Genomic DNA, 15,396 nt, shown 5'->3' on the forward strand with positions numbered 1-15,396 from the left:
TGGGACGCTCGACACGCTTCAGCGTTCTACGAGGATGCCGTCATCGTCGCTGAAGAGGTTCGCGCCGGGCCTGAAAGTCACCCCCCCGAATTCGAGGATGACATCGGCTTCGCCTTCACCCGTTTTCGCGCTGGTACGCGGGTTCGTTCCGATTCGTCGCGGCCGGCGTCACGGACGGAGGCTCGTGCGAGATGTTCGACGCGTCGGACGGGCGGTCACCACCGAGTCGATCGTGCTCCGCTCCCGCTCAGGCACGATCCGTCGAGTTCGAGCTGAACATCTTGCCGCAGAATGAGAGTGAGTTCACGTCGGCGCTCAGCCGGCCCGGTCGGTTGCGGTCCGGCCGTCCTGGCGTAGCCGCCCGGCTTCAGAGGGAATGTGCGCGCGGTGCGGCGGTAGAAGGACGGATGATCAGCTCCGGATCGAGCACGGGGTGCTCGCCGAACTGTCCTGTGAGTATTTGCTGATGCAGCATGCGGAAGGTGGTCATCCCGATCTCGCGGAAATCCACACGCATCGTTGTGAGTGGCGGCGAAAAATAGGCCATGGCGATGACGCTGCTCCGCTCCCAGACCAACTGGACGATCCCGCTGGCCGTGCAGAGTTTCTCGACCCAGCACGGCACGGACTATGGACCGTTGAACGCGTTCATCTTCATGTCGGCGGTGCCCGTGCTCATCGTCTACCTGCTCTTCCAGCGCTACTTCGTTCAGGGTGCACTGGCGGGAGCCGTCAAGGGTTACACGCGTTGTAGGAGGCAGAGGCCGTGCGGGCAGATGACCGCACGGCCTTTGCCGTTGACCAGCCATCAGTCGGTTCGACTACCGACCTCCTGAACAACCGGTTGACCAAAAGGTGACGAGTGGTACATGATAGGCACGCCCCGTCGATGGATCTCGACACCGCACAGCACTCACAGCCAGGCGACCTGTTGCCGAAATGCTGGAGATGCGTGACCCGCAAAGGAGCCGGTCGATGACCGTTACCGCACCACGACGCCGTTTGATCGTGAAGCTCACCGGCGTTCTGGTCGCCCTCGTCGTCGTCGCGGCGGCGATCGCCAGCACGAAGGTGCTCTCGATCGGCGAGGCGGCCGAAGCATCCCAGGCGGGGGCCTTCGAGCCGGCTGATTACGCCGCCGAACACTTCGACGAGGACATCGTCCCCGCGATCACCGAGGATGCCACGGAGCTTCCGGCGCTGCTCGAAGACCTCGCCGGCGGCGCGGATGAGGCCGACTTCGGTCACTCTTCCGGATCGTCGAGCGCCTACTCGTTCCCTGTCACGTTCACCGGTGTCGCCGGCGCGCCCAACGGGTCGATCCTCCCGGTGGCCGTCGAAGGCCTCCCCGAGGGTGTCGTCGTGCAGGTGCAGATCGGCCCTGCCATCAACGGCACGGCGATCCGGGACGCCACGGGGACCGTCAACTTCAACGACTTCACCAACCAGCTCGAGTTCCAGGAGGTCGCGACCGAATTGAACACCCTCGTCAAGGAGCAGGTGCTCGCGGATGTCGACCCGGCCACGCTCGAGGGGAAGACCGTCACGGTCACTGGCGCGTTCACCCGGGTGAATCCAGCCCTCGTTTCGGTCGTCCCCGTCGAGTTCGGGGTGGAGCAGTGACCGACGTGGACGACGTCGTGATGCGCGCCATCGGCATCACGAAGAGCTACGGCGCGACCCGGGCGCTGAAAGGCGTCGACTTCTCGATCCGGAAGGGCACGGTCACCGTGCTGTTCGGCGAGAACGGCGCGGGAAAGTCCACGCTGATGAAGATCCTCAGCGGTGTGGAAACCCCGACATCGGGCACGCTCGAGCTGGACGGCCAACCGCTGCAGCTCCGCGACACCGTCGACGCGGCATCCCGCGGCATCGCGATCATCCACCAGGAACTCAGCCTCGCCCCCAACCTCAATGTGAGGGACAACATCTACATGGGCCGCGAAGAGGTGCGCGGCGGAGTCATCATCGACTACGGCGCGGAGAACGCCACCACCGTCCGGCTCATGGAACGGCTCGAGGAACGGCTCGACCCGAAGACACTGGTCGGTGACCTCCGTCTCGGCCAGCAGCAGATTGTCGAGATCGCCCGGGCTCTGGCCGGGAACGCGCGTGTGCTCATCATGGACGAACCGACGTCGGCGCTGAGCGGGACCGAGGTCGAGGTTCTCTTCAGGCTCATCCGTGAGCTCACCGCCGAGAACGTCGCCATCGTCTACATCTCCCACCACCTCGAAGAGGCCCTGGAGATCGCCGATCACGCCGTGGTGTTCCGGGACGGGGACCTCGTCGCTCTCGGTGACCGGAACGAGATCGACCTCGGCTGGGTCATCTCCAACATGGTGGGGCGCGACGTCGGCGACCTGTCGCCCGACCTCCTCGAGGAATTCGGCGAACCGGTGCTGTCGCTGAAGAACATCGTGATCGCCGACCCGTCGAACCCGGCGCGACTCGCCGTCGACGACCTCTCGATCGAGGTCCGCGCGGGGGAGATCGTGTGTCTGTACGGGCTCATGGGCGCCGGCCGGACGGAGCTTCTCGAAGCCCTGGCCGGCCGAATCCCGATCCAGTCGGGAACCGTGGAACTCAAGGGTCGGGTGCTCGACAGGGAATCGGTCGCAGAGCGTATCGCCCTCGGACTTGCGCTCGTGCCGGAGGACCGTCAGCGGGACGGCCTCGTCCAGACGATGACGGTGGGCGAGAACGCCTCGCTCGCCAACCTGCTCGCCTTCGTGAAAGGCATCGTCCTCAATCGACGGGGGGAGCGGGCCAGCATCGACAAAGCTGTCTCCGACGTCAAGGTGAAGACGTCGGGGCCCTCGGCGGCCATCTCCTCGCTCTCCGGCGGCAACCAGCAGAAGGTCGTGATCTCGAAAATTCTCATGACCGAGCCTGAGGTGATCCTGCTCGACGAGCCGTCCCGCGGAATCGACGTCGGAGCGAAAGCGGAGATCTTCGGGCTCATGGCCCGCGAAGCAAAACGGGGGCTCGGGGTTCTCTTCGCTACCTCCGAGGTAGGCGAGGCCCTCGGCGTGTCGAACCGGGTGATCGTGCTCTCCAAGGGCCGGATCGTCGCCGAGTTCGACCCGAAACACACCGACCGCGAGGGCCTCATGGTGGCCTCCGGCGAATCAACCGATGCTGTGGAACCAGAGAATGGACTCGGAAAGTGACTGCAACGACGTCGGGCGTGCGCCCGTCCACGAATGGCCGAGGCCCCGGCAACGGCAAAGCCGGTGCTGACAAGCGCCAGATCGACTACCTCGGGATCCTGCTCGAGGGCCGCGCGTTCATTGCCCTCATCGTTCTGGTCATCATCTTCGCGCTGCTGTCGGACTCGTTCCTGACCTTCAACAACCTGCTGACAATGACCAAGCACGTGGCCTACAACGCGATCCTCGCGCTCGGCATGCTCTTCGTCATCCTCAAGGGAGGCATCGACCTCTCCGTCGGGTCGACCGTCGGGCTGTCCGGGGTCGTCGCCGGCGTGCTCCTCCAGGGCTGGCAGCTCGACCTCTTCGGCGTCGTGGTCTACCCGCCGGTGTGGGTCGTCGTGCTGTGCTCGCTCGCCGTCGGGACCCTCGTCGGCTGGATCAACGGCATCCTCGTGACGAAATTCAGCGTCGCCCCGTTCATCGCGACCCTCGGCATGTTGTACGTCGCCCGAGGCGCCGCTCTTCTCATTTCGAACGGTTCGACCTATCCGCGGCTGGGTGGGGAGGAGGCACTGGGCAACACCGGCTTCGGCCTGATTGGGGGCGGGCGACTCCTCGGCATCCCTACCGCGATCTGGATCATGGTGGTCTTCGCCCTCGTGGCCGCCTTCGTGCTCACGCGGATGCCGTTCGGCCGCTGGGTCTACGCAACAGGTGGCAATGAGCGGGCGGCGGAACTCTCCGGGGTTCCGGTTCAACGAGTCAAACTGCGCGTCTACATGATCAGCGGGTTCTGTGCAGCGACGACAGGCCTCATCATCTCGTCCGAGTTGACCAGCGCCGCGCCTCAACTCGGAGAATCGTTCGAGCTCAACGCCATCGCCGCTGTCGTGATCGGCGGCGCGGCGCTCACCGGCGGCCGCGGGAACGTGCGCGGCGTGCTCATCGGTGCGTTCGTCATCGGCTTCCTGAGTGACGGCCTCGTGATCGTCGGCGTCTCAACCTTCTGGCAGATCACGATCAAGGGCGCCGTCATCATCCTCGCCGTCATGCTCGACCAGGCCCAGCAGCGCATCAAACGATCGAAGAACGCGGCGCTGGCTGCCAGCAGCCACAGCGACCTGACTCCAGCCAAAACACTTTCCTGACCGAAATTCCCATCCCGGCGTTCCTGCCGAACACACCAAGAAACGAAAGGCATCCAAGCAATGAAGCGACAGATTCTCGCTGCGACAGTCGCAGTGTTCACCATCGTCGGCCTCGTCGGCTGTGCAGGAGCCCCAGGCGGCTCAAGCGACGCGGACGACTCCGGCTCCGGCTCCGGCGAGGCCGGCGGCCTCATCGCGATCATCACGCCCGCGCAGGAGAACCCCTTCTTCAAGGCAGAAGCGGATGCCGCCAAGGCCGAGGCAGAGAAGCTCGGCTACGAGACCTCCGTCGCCTCGCACGATGACGACCCGAACAAGCAGAGCGAACTCATCGACTCCGCCATCAGCAAGGGCGCCAAGGCGATCATCCTCGACAACGCGGGTGCCGACGCATCCATCGGCCCGATCAAGAAAGCGGACGAAGCCGGGGTTCCTGTGTTCCTCATCGACCGTGAGATCAACGAATCCGGCATTGCCAAGGCACAGATCGTCGCGAACAACGCCCAGGGCGCTGCGGCCGTTGCCGAGTCCTTCGTCGCTGCCCTTCCGGACGGTGGCAAGTACATCGAACTGACCGGCAAGGAGTCGGACACCAACGCCGGCGTGCGCTCTGAGGCGTTTGCCAGTGTCATCTCCCAGTACCCGAACCTCGTTTCGGCCGCCAAGGAGACGGCGAACTGGGACCAGAATGAAGCCTTCTCGAAGGTGGAGACGCTTCTCCAGCGTGACCCCGACATCCAGGGCATCATCGCCGGCAACGACACCATGGCGCTCGGCGCCGTCGCCGCCGTCGAGGCTGCAGGGCTGCTCGACAAGATCAAGATCGTCGGTTTCGACGGCAGCCCCGACGCCGTTCAGGCGATCAAGGACGGCAAGCTCGTTGCCACCGGCCTGCAGCCGGCCGTTCTGATCTCGGAACTCGCCGTGCAGCAGGCTGACGAGTTCATCCGCACCGGGGAGACCGGAGCCGAAGAGAAACAGTCCATCGACTGCGTCGTCATCGACACCTCCAACGCCGACACCTACACGAGCTTCGCGCTCGAAGGCTAGTCAACCCAGGAATGATCGGCGGGGCTCACGTGTGAGCCCCGCCGATCATGTGGTCGATGACGCGTGACCCGCGGGAAACGAGTGCCCACGGATCGCGATCCGTGTGGTGGCGCCTGGCTGGAGCGTGACGCTGTCGACTTCGTCCATCTCGACGGTCACCGGCGTATCACTGAGGTTGCCCACCAAAGCCACCCTGGTGCCGGCGTCGGCACCATCGCCTCGTCCGGCGACGGCGAGACCCACGATCGCCGGATGATCCGACAGCAGAGGGGCGACCGCGCCGCCTGAGAGCGTGGCGATGACCTCCAGCATCTCAGCCGCTGCCGTCTTGTGCCCGTCGGCGTCGACGAGCCCACGGGCTCCGGATGCCTCGAAGTAGGACAACGAGGCGACGCCGCTGACCGTCAGTGCGGCGACGCTTGCCAGCACCCACGCGGCCAGGGACGGTGAGCTCTGCCGTTGGTCGGTCGCGCCGTCGACCAGCTCGGCCCCGAATCCTTCCGAAATGGTGCCCTCGTTTGGCGACGGGGCAGGGGTGGTCGCCACGGCATTGAACCGGGCTCCGAGCGTGATCGGTCCGATATGCAGCGGGCGGCCCTGCGCGATGTCGAGGGCGTCGCGGGCGACGAGCCGTTGCATGGCAATGGACTCCACGAGCTGATGCCCGCCCCGGTCGTGCATGAACGGCGTGATGCTGAACGACAGCGGTCCGTCCCACTCCGCAAGCCGGGCGTGGTTCCGATTGAGTTCGGTGAAGTGGGCGCGGGTGCCGCCGAGCAGGTCGGCGGTGATGCCGCGGTCGTCCAGCGTTCTCCGGAGGCCGACCAGCAGGTGAGGTTCAGAAACGTGCGTGCTCCGGTCGAAGACGCCAACCCTGTCGATGGCGATGTTCGCATCCCGGATCACATCCAACACCGGGTTCACCTCGTCGGGCTGCTCGACGATGAGCCGCAGGTCGAGTGCCCGCCCGCCGGATTCCCGCACGGCCCGGTCGAGCACGGCGCGCCAGCCGGCAAAGCCGGGATCCAGCTCACAGAGCAGCGGTCCGAACGCCGGGAACATCTGGGGTCCGGCACCGGGTCCGTTCGACACCGAGGTCGTCACGTGGGGGAGCGTGATGGTGGGGTCTTCGGCGCCGAACGCAACGCCCGCGCTGAGCGACCTTCCCGGGTCGGGCTCTTCCGCCGACGTGCGACCGCGACCGGGGCCCGCGCAGCGCAACTCGACGGACTGGTGAACGACGGTGCCCCGGGCGAGCTCCACCGGAAAGGGCTCCGACAACGGGGTCGAGTAGGTCTTGAACGACGCGTCCGTCCAGTTGCGCTGGTCTTCCATCTCGAACACGTCGCCGGTGAACCGGAGATCGCAGTCCACGGCCGCGGCACCCTGTGCGGCCGCGGTCAATGCTTGCCACGACAAGGCACCGATGTCCCTGGCGGGCTGGTGCGGGGAGATGCGCTCGGGAAACGTCGTGGTGGTGGTTCCCGCCGGATGTTCCACTGCCAGCGGGCGACCGGCGAGGTCCGGCGGGTGCAGCACGATGAGGCCGAGCCTGTTGCGGCGAAACGACGTGGTGGCCTCAACGCGAGCCGTGACAACCAGCGCATCACCGTCGATCTGGAGAGCCAGACTCCACCTGAAGAGACTGCCGTCGGCTCCACCGCGTCCGTGCAGGTCAAAACCCTCACCCGTTCGGTGGAATCCGGTTTGCGGTCCATTGGCGTCAAGGTGCATCGGCAGGGTGCGCCAGTCTTCATCGCGCCCGATGAGACGGATGCTTCGGAGAATCAGCGCTCCGTCGAAGGTGATGTCGTCGATCTCCGCGCCCCGAAGTGACATCGACCATGGACCGATGACGTGGGTCGTTGCCGTCGCCTCTCGCTCGAGCAGGAGGTCGGTCGGGGGATGAAGGCGCTCGATCCGAGCTGGTCTCGCCGTGGAGGAGTCGGTCATGGCCACGGGCTAGAGCGTCGTCATGCCGCCGTCGACGCGGAAGATCGCGCCGGTGGCGAACGTGGCCTCGTCGCTGGCGAGGTAGACCATGATTCCTTCGACGTCGTCAGCCTTACCGGCCCGGCCGAGGGGAATGCGTGACACGATCGCGGCGCGCGCCTCTGCGTCACCGGAGATCGCGGAGACGAGGGGAGTCTCGGTGTAGCCGGGCACCACCGTATTGACGCGGATGCCGTCTGCCGCGTACGCGGCGGCGACCGTGCGGCCCAGCCCGTGGATACCCGCTTTCGACGACGAGTACGCGGTGAAATCCCGTCCCTCTCCGTTCAAGCCCGTGGGACTGCCCGTGAGGATGATCGAGCCACCGCGCCCGAGCATCGCCCGCACGGCATGCTTGACCGTGAGAAAGGTGCCTGTCAGGTTGACGTCGATTGTGCGCTTCCAGGTTTCGAGCGAGAGGTCGGCGATGGGCGCATCCTGACCGAACAGTTGCACACCCGCGTTGGCGACGACCACATCGGGAGCGCGCCCCGAATCGGCCAGCCCGGCGAAGGCGGAGGCGACACTGGACTCGTCGGCGATGTCCAGTTCGAGTGCGATCGCTGTCGGAATGGCTGATGCGACGGCCCTCGCCGCGTCGATGTCGCGGTCGGAGATCACAACAGTGGCCCCCTCGCGAGCGAATCGTTCGGCGATGGCGCGGCCGATCCCGGATCCCGCCCCGGTCACGAGTGCCGTCTTGCCTTGCAATCTTCCAGTCACGTCATCCATTTCCTTCGATTGAGTTCACCGCATGCGGTGAACCGGTTGACCGTTCGTCTCCTCCATAGTAGGAGCAAAGGACACCACGATGCGGCCCCGTCGGGGATCCTGAGCCGACAGAATACGACAGCGAGCCATTGGATGCGGCGGCTACGGCGTCAGTGACCGGGAGAGGCGCGCCCCTGCCGTGTTCATGTGGATGGCCATGGCCGACGCCGCAGCATCCGGGTCCCGCGTCGCGATCGCTTCGAACACCGCGGTGTGCTCTTCGATCGCTACCGAGGCTTCCTCGGGCTGCTGCACTGCACGGTCCACCCAGACGCGGAGGAGAGACCGGATGCTCTGTAACAGGTCGAGAAGAACCGTGTTATTGATACTGCGCGCGAGCTCGGAGTGGAACTGCAGGTCAGCCTCGACGAACGCGTGCAGGTCGTCGATGTGTGCACGCATGTCGTCGAGGTGCTCGCGAAGGCGTCCGAGCGCCTCGTCAGAGATCCGGGATGCGGCCAGTCGCGCTGCGTAGATTTCCAGTGCTCCACGTACCTCGATGAGTTCCGCGGTTCGCGGCTCGTCGAGCATGAGCCCCCAGCTGAGCGTCTGGGGGAGGAGTTCACTTGCGGAACCGCGAAGGTAGGTTCCCGAGCCGGGGCGTACGTCGACGATGCCGAGCAGCTCGAGCGCTGCAAGGGCTTCGCGAACAGCCGAGCGGCCGACGCCGAGGGTCGTCGCGAGCTGGCGTTCCGGGGGCAGCCGGGTCCCTGGTTCGATGTCACCCCGAGTGAAGATCTCCAGCAGACGCTTCGCCACAGCGGACACCGGTGTATTTCCGGCAAGACTGCCAATGGACGCAGCGATTCCTGCGGACGTATCATTCGGGTATGCCGGCATGGCTCGAGGCTAGCGGATGCCTCGCGGAAGTCACCCCCTCAGCGTCAATTCGGCTAACCGGTTGACGAATATTTTGGTCAACCGGTTGACAGCATTCAAAATTTCTTGAATACTCGTTTCGCGGCAGCAGTGTTTTCTGAGCCTCGTCGCAGTTTCGTGTCTTAACAAAGGAGTTAGAAGTGGCCTCCACCACACCGACTTCTCAACCGCAATCAGCGGTCGAGAAGTCTGCGATCAAGAAGGTTGCCGTTCGCCTCGTGCCCTTCGTGGCACTGATGTTCTTCATCAATTACCTCGACAGGACCGCGATCGGGTTCGCTGCTCCGAACGGCATGAACGAAGACCTCGCGCTGTCTGCGGCGCAGTTCGGATTCGCCTCGGGCGTGTTCTTCATCGGCTACATCCTGCTCGAGGTTCCGTCGAACCTCGCCCTGCACCGGTTCGGCGCCCGTAAGTGGCTCGCCCGGATCATGGTCAGCTGGGGAATCGTCGCCCTGCTCTTCACCTGGGTCCAGAACTTCGAGCAGCTCGTCGTCCTGCGCTTCCTGCTCGGTGTCGCCGAAGCCGGCTTCTTCCCCGGGGCGATCCTGTTCCTCAGCCTCTGGGTCCCCGCGGCGCACCGCTCCAAGATCCTCGCGCTGTTCTACCTGGCACAGCCACTCACGACGGTCATCGGAGCCCCGCTCGCAGCCATCCTCGTCATCCAGGGTGAACGGCTCGGGATCGAAGGCTGGCGCTTCATGTTCCTCGGTGTGGCCATTCCCGCCATTCTCATCGGCATCGTCGCCTTCTTCTACCTCAAGGACCGCCCGGCGGATGCCAAATGGCTGACGAATGAAGAGCAGGTCTGGCTCACCGGAGCCCTGGAGACCGAGCGCAAGCACACCGAGAAGACGCACGGACACGGCCGCATCCGCGACGCCTTCAAGAGCGGTCGGGTCTGGGCGCTCGCGTTCATCTATTTCGGCTTCATCTACGGCCTCTATTCGCTCGGATTCTTCCTGCCGACGATCATCGAGGGCTTCCAGGCTCAGTTCGGTACCGAGTTCGACACCTTCCAGAAGGGTCTGATCACAGCTATCCCGTACATCCCTGCAGCGTTCGCCCTGTACTTCTGGTCCCGGGATGCCACGAGGCGTGGACTGAAGACCTGGCACATCGTCATCCCGGCATTCGTCGGCGCGCTGAGCATCCCCTTCGCCCTCTTCGCCGGGTCCCCGTTCGCCACGATCCTGATCATTGCCATCACCGCCTCGGCGATCTTCTCGGCCCTGCCGAACTTCTGGACCCTGCCGACGCAATTCCTCACCGGAGCGGCAGCCGCAGCGGGCATCGCCCTGATCAACACCGTGGGAAACCTGGCCGGATTCTCGGCGCCGTTCCTCACGGGTGCCGTGGCGGACTGGACGGGCAGCTATGAGCTGCCGATGTTCATCGTCGGTGGCTTCATGGCCCTCTCCGGCGTGATCATGCTCATCCTGTCCCGTGCCAAGAGGACCCCGCCCGGTACCGTCGACGAGGTCGACGCCCAGGCTCTGGCGCAGTAACCGTCCGCAGCAACCGTCGATGGGGCGGCCGCGATCCGGCCGCCCCACCCCCACACCGTTACTCTTTCCCTACCTATTCGGAGCTCTCGCATATGACTCGCCTGTTCAATGACCCGGTCGCTTTCGCCGACGAGATGATCGACGGTTTCGTCGCGGCCAACGCCTCCCAGGTTCGCCGGGTTTCCGGGGGAGTCATCCGGAGCACGGTCTCGACACCCGGATCGGTCGCTGTCGTGATCGGCGGCGGGTCGGGCCATTACCCGGCGTTCGGCGGCCTGGTCGGTCAGGGTCTTGCTCATGGTGCCGCGATGGGCAACCTGTTCGCGTCGCCCTCGGCCCAGCAGGTGCACTCGGTCGGCGCGGCGGCGTCCCAGGGCGGCGGTGTGTTGTTCACATACGGCAACTATGCCGGCGACGTGTTGCACTTCACCCAGGCGCAGGAGCGCCTGATCGCTGACGGTATCGACTGCCGGACCGTTGTCGTGACCGACGACATCGCCAGCGCGTCGGTCGCGGAGAAGCACAAACGCCGCGGGATCGCCGGCGACCTGACCGTGTTCAAGGCGGCCGCTGCGGCATCCGAAGCGGGCTACTCGCTCGACGACGTCGTCCGGGTCGCCACGCTCGCCAACGAGCGCACCCGGTCGTTCGGGGTCGCGTTCACCGGTTGCACCCTCCCCGGAGCAGAAGCCCCGCTGTTCACCGTGCCCGAAGGCCGGATGGGCGTCGGGATCGGCATCCACGGCGAGCCCGGGATCGATGAAACCGATGTGCCCACCGCCGACGGCCTCGCCGAACTCTTCGTCACGAGGCTCCTGGCCGAACTCCCGGACGGCATCGACTCCGCCGACGGGCAGCGGGCCGGGGTCATCCTCAACGGCCTCGGCTCGGTCAAGTACGAGGAACTGTTCGTCGTGTACCGCCGGGTCGCCGAGCTCCTCGCTGACGCCGGCGTCACCGTCGTCGACCCCGAGGTCGGCGAACTCGTCACGAGCTTCGACATGGCCGGGGTCTCGCTCACCCTGTTCTGGCTCGACGACGAACTCGAAACGTTCTGGCGTGCCCCGGCCGACACGCCCGCCTACCGCAAGGGTTCCGTCGCCGCGGCCGAGCAGGCACCGATCGTCGACAGCGCCGCCGGGGTGGACGAGATCCCGGACGCGAGCGCCGAATCCCAGGCGGCCGCCCGGATCGCGTTCGCCGTGATCGAGGCGATCGCCGGCGTGATCGACGAGAACGTCGACGAACTCGGCCGGATCGACGCGGTCGCCGGTGACGGTGACCACGGGATCGGGATGCAGCGTGGCTCGCAGGCGGCGAAGGCGGCGGCGCAGGACGCCCTCGACCGCGGTGCCGGCGCCGAGACCGTGCTCACCCGCGCAGCGGACGCCTGGTCCGACCGCGCCGGAGGAACGTCCGGTGCGCTGTGGGGTGCCGCGCTCACCGCCGTCGCCACGGCGCTCGGCGACACGGCCGCGCCGACCCGAGCTGCGGTCGCTGCCGGTGTGCAGGGTGCGAAAGACAGCATCCTGACCTTCGGCGCCGTGCCCGGCGACAAAACCATGGTCGACTCGCTCGTCCCCTTCGCCGACACCCTGTCGCGTGAGATCGCCGGGGGAGCGCGACTCGCCGCCGCCTGGGCGATCGCCGCGGACGCGTCGACCGCTGCTGCCGCCGCAACCGCCGATCTACTGCCGCGGATGGGCCGGGCACGGCCCCACGCCGAGAAATCGCTCGGCACCCCGGACGCCGGAGCGCACTCGCTCGCGCTCATCGTCCAGAGACTCGCCACCGTACTCAAGGAACAGGAAAAGTAAATGGACAAGCTTCGTATCGTCATCGGATCCGATGACGCCGGATTCGACTACAAAGAGATCCTCAAGAAGGACCTCCTCGCCAACGACCTCGTCGAGAGCGTCACCGATGTCGGTGTGGACGCTGACGGCCACACCCCGTACCCGCGGGTCGGCGTCGCCGTCGGCGAGGCCATCGCGGCAGGGGAGGCCGACCGGGGCCTGGTGATCTGCGGCACCGGGATGGGTGTGGCGATGGCGGCCGGCAAGGTCAAGGGCGTGCGCGCATCCGTCGCCCACGACAGCTTCTCGGTCGAGCGCCTCGTGCTGTCGAACAACGCGCAGGTGCTCGCCCTCGGCCAGCGCGTGATCGGCGCCGAACTGGCCCGCCGCCTCGTGCGCGAATGGCTCACCTACCGCTTCGACGAGACCTCCGCCAGCGCTGAGAAAGTCGCCGTCCTCGACACGTACGAAGCCACCGGCAGCTGCTGATGGCACCCGTCGTCGTCGGAGTGAGCCTGAAGATGTACTTCGGGCACGCCCGCGCCCGGGAATGGTTCGCTCAGGTGGCCGAGCTGGCCCGCGAGAACGAGTCGGTGAGGAACGGCGCGGTGGAACTGTTCGTCATCCCCAGCTTCGTCGCCATCCCCGCCGCGATCGAGGCGCTGGCCGGGACCCCGGTCGTCGTCGGCGCCCAGGACCTGTTCTGGGAGGACGACGGCGCGTACACAGGCGAGGTCTCAGGCGCTGAGCTCGCCGAACTCGGTGTCGGCGTCGTCGAGGTCGGCCACGCCGAACGACGACGGATCTTCGGCGAGGACGACGAGATCGTGGCGGCGAAGACCACCGCCGCCCTGCGCAACGGCATCGCCCCTGTGCTCTGCATCGGTGAGACGCTCCGCAGCAAACCAGATGCCGCCGCCCGCGAGGTCATCCAGCAACTGCACTCCGCGCTCGATGGCGCCCCGGCCGGCCGTGTTCACGTCGCCTATGAACCGGTCTGGGCGATCGGCGCCCCCGAACCGGCGCCCGCTGAGCACATCATCGCTGTCGCTCGTGCCCTCCGTACCGCCGTCGACGCGCTGCCCGGTCGCGACGGCAGCTCGGTGATCTACGGCGGATCCGCAGGACCCGGCCTGCTGACCGCCCTGGGCGGTTCGGTCGACGGGCTGTTCCTCGGCCGTTTCGCGCACGACCCGGCGGCGCTGGCATCAGTCCTCGACGAGGCCGCAACGCTCGCCGGATCCACGGTACGCGCATGATCGGCCTCGGAACCTACGCCTTCTTCTGGCAGCACTCGGCGCGAGTGCCCGAGCCGCTCAGCCTGGTCGGTGCGTTCGAGCGCACCCGTGAGCTCGACGTCGATCTGTTCCAGATCTGCGACTACGCGCCGCTTCTCGAGATGTCCGACTCCGAGCTCGACGACGCTGCCGCCGCGGCCCGCAGCCTCGGGCTGACGATCGAGCTCGGGACGAAGGGCATCGACCCGGCGCACCTGACCGAGTTCCTGCGTCTCGCTGACCTGTTCGACGCTGAGCTCGTACGGAGCATGGTCTACTCGCCGGACTTCCGCCCGAGCCTCGACGAGGCATCCCGCATTCTCGACGACATTCTGCCGTCGTTCGATGCGGCAGGCGTGACGCTCGCGCTCGAGACGTACGAGCAGGTGCCGACCGCGGACCTCGTCGGCCTGATCGAACGCGTCGGGAGCGACCGGCTCGGCATCTGCCTCGACCCGGCGAATGTCGTCGCCGGACTGGAACTGCCGAGGGATGCCGTCGAACGGTGTGCCCCGCTCACCCGCAACGTGCACGTGAAGGACTTCGCCTTCGCGCGACAGGACGGCTGGGTCGGCTTCACTTACAGCGGTGCCCCGATGGGCGAGGGGCTGCACGACTACCCCCACCTGCTCGCGACCGTGACGCCGGAGGCCCGCGGCATCAACGAAATCGTCGAACACTGGTTGCCGTGGCAGGGCGACCCCGAAACCACCGTGCAGGCAGAGATCGCCTGGACAACCACCACCCTGGACTACCTGAGGAGAAACCGATGACCACGACCGACTTCAACCCCACCATCGCCGTGATCGGCGCCGGAGGAAAGATGGGGACCCGCGTCTCCGACAACCTCGCCAAGACCGACCACACCGTCTTCTACAGCGAGAACTCGCCCGTCGGCCAGGACCGTGTCCGTGCCGCCGGCCGTGACCTCACCGAGACCGCTGAAGCGATCGCCGACGCCGACATCGTCGTGCTCGCCGTCCCCGACCTCGCCCTCGGCCCCGTCACGGCCCAGATCGTGCCGCAGCTGAAGGCGGGCGCCATCGTCCTCACCCTCGACCCCGCCGCGGCATACGCCGGACTGCTCACCACCCGTGACGACGTCATCCAGGCGGTTGCGCACCCGTGCCACCCGTCGATCTTCCTGCAGCGCACCACGCCTGAGGAGTACGCGGACACGTTCGGCGGCATCGCCGCGCCCCAGGATGCCATCGCGGCGATCGAGTCGGACGACCCCGAGAAGAAGGCCATCGTCGAGGCCACCGTCCGGGCGATCTACGCCCCCGTCGTCGACGTGCACTGGGTCACCATCAAGCAGCTCGCCCAGCTCGAGCCGACTCTCGTTGAGACCATCGCCTGCATGATCGGCGCGCTCCTCAAGGAAGCCCTCGACGAAGCCGTGAACACGATGGGTGTTCCGGAGCCCGCAGCACGGTCGATCCTCCTCGGCCACACGCAGGTCGCGCTCGCCAACGGACTCCGTGGCGACAACCCGTTCAGCGACGCGTGCCTCATCGCGATGGACTACGGCAAGGAATCGATCATCAAGGACGACTGGAAGAAGGTCTTCCGCGACGACGAGCTCGACAAGAACCTCGCGAAGATGCTGCACCTCGACAAGATCGAGCGCTAGCCGCTGATCGCGGTGCGCTGCTGAGCGCATAGCGAAACCGCGCACGAAGGGCCCGCCACCTGGCGGAGACGGGACCTTCGTGCTCGGTGCAGAGTCCCATCCGCGGTGGCACCTGGCGCGACAGCGAGGTCCGAACGACCCTAAACTGCTCTCGTGCCATTGGTGCACGGCACGCCTCCCATCCCGT

General features: G+C 66.3%; 16 protein-coding genes and 1 pseudogene. 12 read left to right on the forward strand and 5 right to left on the reverse strand.

Going from position 1 to position 15,396, the window contains the following annotated elements; genetic code table 11:
• Positions 1-18 precede the first annotated feature (18 nt).
• The gene (locus ABIE24_RS08245; RefSeq protein WP_354498871.1) at positions 19-153 is read right to left on the reverse strand and encodes an RraA family protein; all 135 of its coding nucleotides are present in this window, start codon (positions 151-153) and stop codon (positions 19-21) included.
• On the opposite strand from ABIE24_RS08245, the pseudogene ABIE24_RS17675 reads away from it, so the two are divergent.
• A pseudogene (locus ABIE24_RS17675) lies at positions 153-295 on the forward strand (fructose-bisphosphatase class II); the annotation flags it as partial. The gene ABIE24_RS08245 and the pseudogene ABIE24_RS17675 overlap by 1 nt on opposite strands.
• Positions 296-367: 72 nt before the next feature.
• Here ABIE24_RS17675 and ABIE24_RS08250 read toward each other — a convergent pair.
• Positions 368-547 carry a substrate-binding domain-containing protein gene (locus ABIE24_RS08250; RefSeq protein WP_354498589.1) on the reverse strand — a complete coding sequence of 60 codons (180 nt, stop codon included), beginning with the start codon at positions 545-547 and terminating at the stop codon, positions 368-370.
• Between ABIE24_RS08250 and ABIE24_RS08255 the strand changes: the two genes are divergently transcribed.
• The 5 genes from ABIE24_RS08255 to ABIE24_RS08275 all read left to right on the forward strand — a co-directional run bounded on the left by ABIE24_RS08255 (position 546) and on the right by ABIE24_RS08275 (position 5,353).
• Positions 546-836, forward strand: coding sequence for an ABC transporter permease family protein (locus ABIE24_RS08255; RefSeq protein WP_354498591.1), 291 nt, complete (start codon positions 546-548; stop codon positions 834-836). The two genes, ABIE24_RS08250 and ABIE24_RS08255, sit on opposite strands and share 2 nt — an antisense overlap.
• A gap of 139 nt (positions 837-975) precedes the next feature.
• A complete protein-coding gene (locus tag ABIE24_RS08260; RefSeq protein WP_354498592.1) occupies positions 976-1,623 on the forward strand; it encodes a DUF2291 family protein in 648 nt (215 codons plus the stop codon).
• Positions 1,620-3,173: a sugar ABC transporter ATP-binding protein gene (locus ABIE24_RS08265; RefSeq protein WP_354498594.1), complete on the forward strand. Its 1,554-nt coding sequence runs from the start codon at positions 1,620-1,622 to the stop codon at positions 3,171-3,173. The genes ABIE24_RS08260 and ABIE24_RS08265 overlap by 4 nt, the downstream gene beginning before the upstream one ends.
• On the forward strand, positions 3,170-4,303 hold the full coding sequence (locus ABIE24_RS08270) for an ABC transporter permease (RefSeq protein ID WP_354498596.1): 1,134 nt from the start codon (positions 3,170-3,172) through the stop codon (positions 4,301-4,303). The genes ABIE24_RS08265 and ABIE24_RS08270 overlap by 4 nt, the downstream gene beginning before the upstream one ends.
• Positions 4,304-4,363: 60 nt before the next feature.
• A complete protein-coding gene (locus ABIE24_RS08275) occupies positions 4,364-5,353 on the forward strand; it encodes a D-ribose ABC transporter substrate-binding protein (RefSeq protein ID WP_354498598.1) in 990 nt (329 codons plus the stop codon).
• Positions 5,354-5,398: 45 nt separating this feature from the next.
• Here the strand turns inward: ABIE24_RS08275 and ABIE24_RS08280 are convergent, their stop codons facing one another.
• The 3 genes from ABIE24_RS08280 to ABIE24_RS08290 all read right to left on the reverse strand — a co-directional run bounded on the left by ABIE24_RS08280 (position 5,399) and on the right by ABIE24_RS08290 (position 8,875).
• Positions 5,399-7,306, reverse strand: coding sequence for a D-apionate lactonase family protein (locus ABIE24_RS08280; protein ID WP_354498600.1), 1,908 nt, complete (start codon positions 7,304-7,306; stop codon positions 5,399-5,401).
• A gap of 9 nt (positions 7,307-7,315) precedes the next feature.
• On the reverse strand, positions 7,316-8,077 hold the full coding sequence (locus ABIE24_RS08285; RefSeq protein WP_354498602.1) for an SDR family NAD(P)-dependent oxidoreductase: 762 nt from the start codon (positions 8,075-8,077) through the stop codon (positions 7,316-7,318).
• A gap of 141 nt (positions 8,078-8,218) precedes the next feature.
• Positions 8,219-8,875, reverse strand: coding sequence for a FadR/GntR family transcriptional regulator (locus ABIE24_RS08290; protein ID WP_354498604.1), 657 nt, complete (start codon positions 8,873-8,875; stop codon positions 8,219-8,221).
• 260 nt (positions 8,876-9,135) lie between these two features.
• Between ABIE24_RS08290 and ABIE24_RS08295 the strand changes: the two genes are divergently transcribed.
• From ABIE24_RS08295 to ABIE24_RS08320, 6 genes are all read left to right on the forward strand, one after another.
• A complete protein-coding gene (locus ABIE24_RS08295) occupies positions 9,136-10,503 on the forward strand; it encodes an MFS transporter (protein ID WP_354498606.1) in 1,368 nt (455 codons plus the stop codon).
• A gap of 92 nt (positions 10,504-10,595) precedes the next feature.
• Positions 10,596-12,320 carry a dihydroxyacetone kinase family protein gene (locus tag ABIE24_RS08300; protein ID WP_354498608.1) on the forward strand — a complete coding sequence of 575 codons (1,725 nt, stop codon included), beginning with the start codon at positions 10,596-10,598 and terminating at the stop codon, positions 12,318-12,320.
• Entirely contained in the window at positions 12,321-12,788 is a 468-nt protein-coding gene (locus tag ABIE24_RS08305) for a ribose-5-phosphate isomerase (RefSeq protein WP_354498610.1), read from the forward strand.
• Complete coding sequence (locus ABIE24_RS08310) at positions 12,788-13,558, forward strand: triose-phosphate isomerase family protein (protein ID WP_354498612.1); 771 nt, start codon at positions 12,788-12,790, stop codon at positions 13,556-13,558. Before ABIE24_RS08305 ends, ABIE24_RS08310 begins: the two co-directional genes overlap by 1 nt.
• Positions 13,555-14,349, forward strand: coding sequence for a sugar phosphate isomerase/epimerase family protein (locus ABIE24_RS08315; protein WP_354498614.1), 795 nt, complete (start codon positions 13,555-13,557; stop codon positions 14,347-14,349). Before ABIE24_RS08310 ends, ABIE24_RS08315 begins: the two co-directional genes overlap by 4 nt.
• Positions 14,346-15,209 (forward strand): phosphogluconate dehydrogenase C-terminal domain-containing protein, encoded by an 864-nt coding sequence (locus ABIE24_RS08320; RefSeq protein WP_354498616.1) that lies wholly within the window; start codon positions 14,346-14,348, stop codon positions 15,207-15,209. The genes ABIE24_RS08315 and ABIE24_RS08320 overlap by 4 nt, the downstream gene beginning before the upstream one ends.
• Positions 15,210-15,396 lie beyond the last annotated feature (187 nt).

This window comes from Mycetocola sp. 2940 (genome assembly GCF_040548835.1).
Classification (GTDB): Bacteria; Actinomycetota; Actinomycetes; order Actinomycetales; family Microbacteriaceae; genus Mycetocola_A.

Bases quoted from the DNA above. Each gene is read 5' to 3' on its own strand.
- ABIE24_RS08285 (WP_354498602.1), bottom strand. From the start codon at position 8,077: ATGGATGACGTGACTGGAAGATTGCAAGGCAAGACGGCACTCGTGACC.
- ABIE24_RS08310 (WP_354498612.1), top strand. From the start codon at position 12,788: ATGGCACCCGTCGTCGTCGGAGTGAGCCTGAAGATGTACTTCGGGCAC.
- ABIE24_RS08300 (WP_354498608.1), top strand. From the start codon at position 10,596: ATGACTCGCCTGTTCAATGACCCGGTCGCTTTCGCCGACGAGATGATC.
- ABIE24_RS08320 (WP_354498616.1), top strand. From the start codon at position 14,346: ATGACCACGACCGACTTCAACCCCACCATCGCCGTGATCGGCGCCGGA.
- ABIE24_RS08275 (WP_354498598.1), top strand. From the start codon at position 4,364: ATGAAGCGACAGATTCTCGCTGCGACAGTCGCAGTGTTCACCATCGTC.
- ABIE24_RS08250 (WP_354498589.1), bottom strand. From the start codon at position 547: ATGGCCTATTTTTCGCCGCCACTCACAACGATGCGTGTGGATTTCCGC.
- ABIE24_RS08260 (WP_354498592.1), top strand. From the start codon at position 976: ATGACCGTTACCGCACCACGACGCCGTTTGATCGTGAAGCTCACCGGC.
- ABIE24_RS08315 (WP_354498614.1), top strand. From the start codon at position 13,555: ATGATCGGCCTCGGAACCTACGCCTTCTTCTGGCAGCACTCGGCGCGA.
- ABIE24_RS08305 (WP_354498610.1), top strand. From the start codon at position 12,321: ATGGACAAGCTTCGTATCGTCATCGGATCCGATGACGCCGGATTCGAC.
- ABIE24_RS08255 (WP_354498591.1), top strand. From the start codon at position 546: ATGGCGATGACGCTGCTCCGCTCCCAGACCAACTGGACGATCCCGCTG.
- ABIE24_RS08280 (WP_354498600.1), bottom strand. From the start codon at position 7,306: ATGACCGACTCCTCCACGGCGAGACCAGCTCGGATCGAGCGCCTTCAT.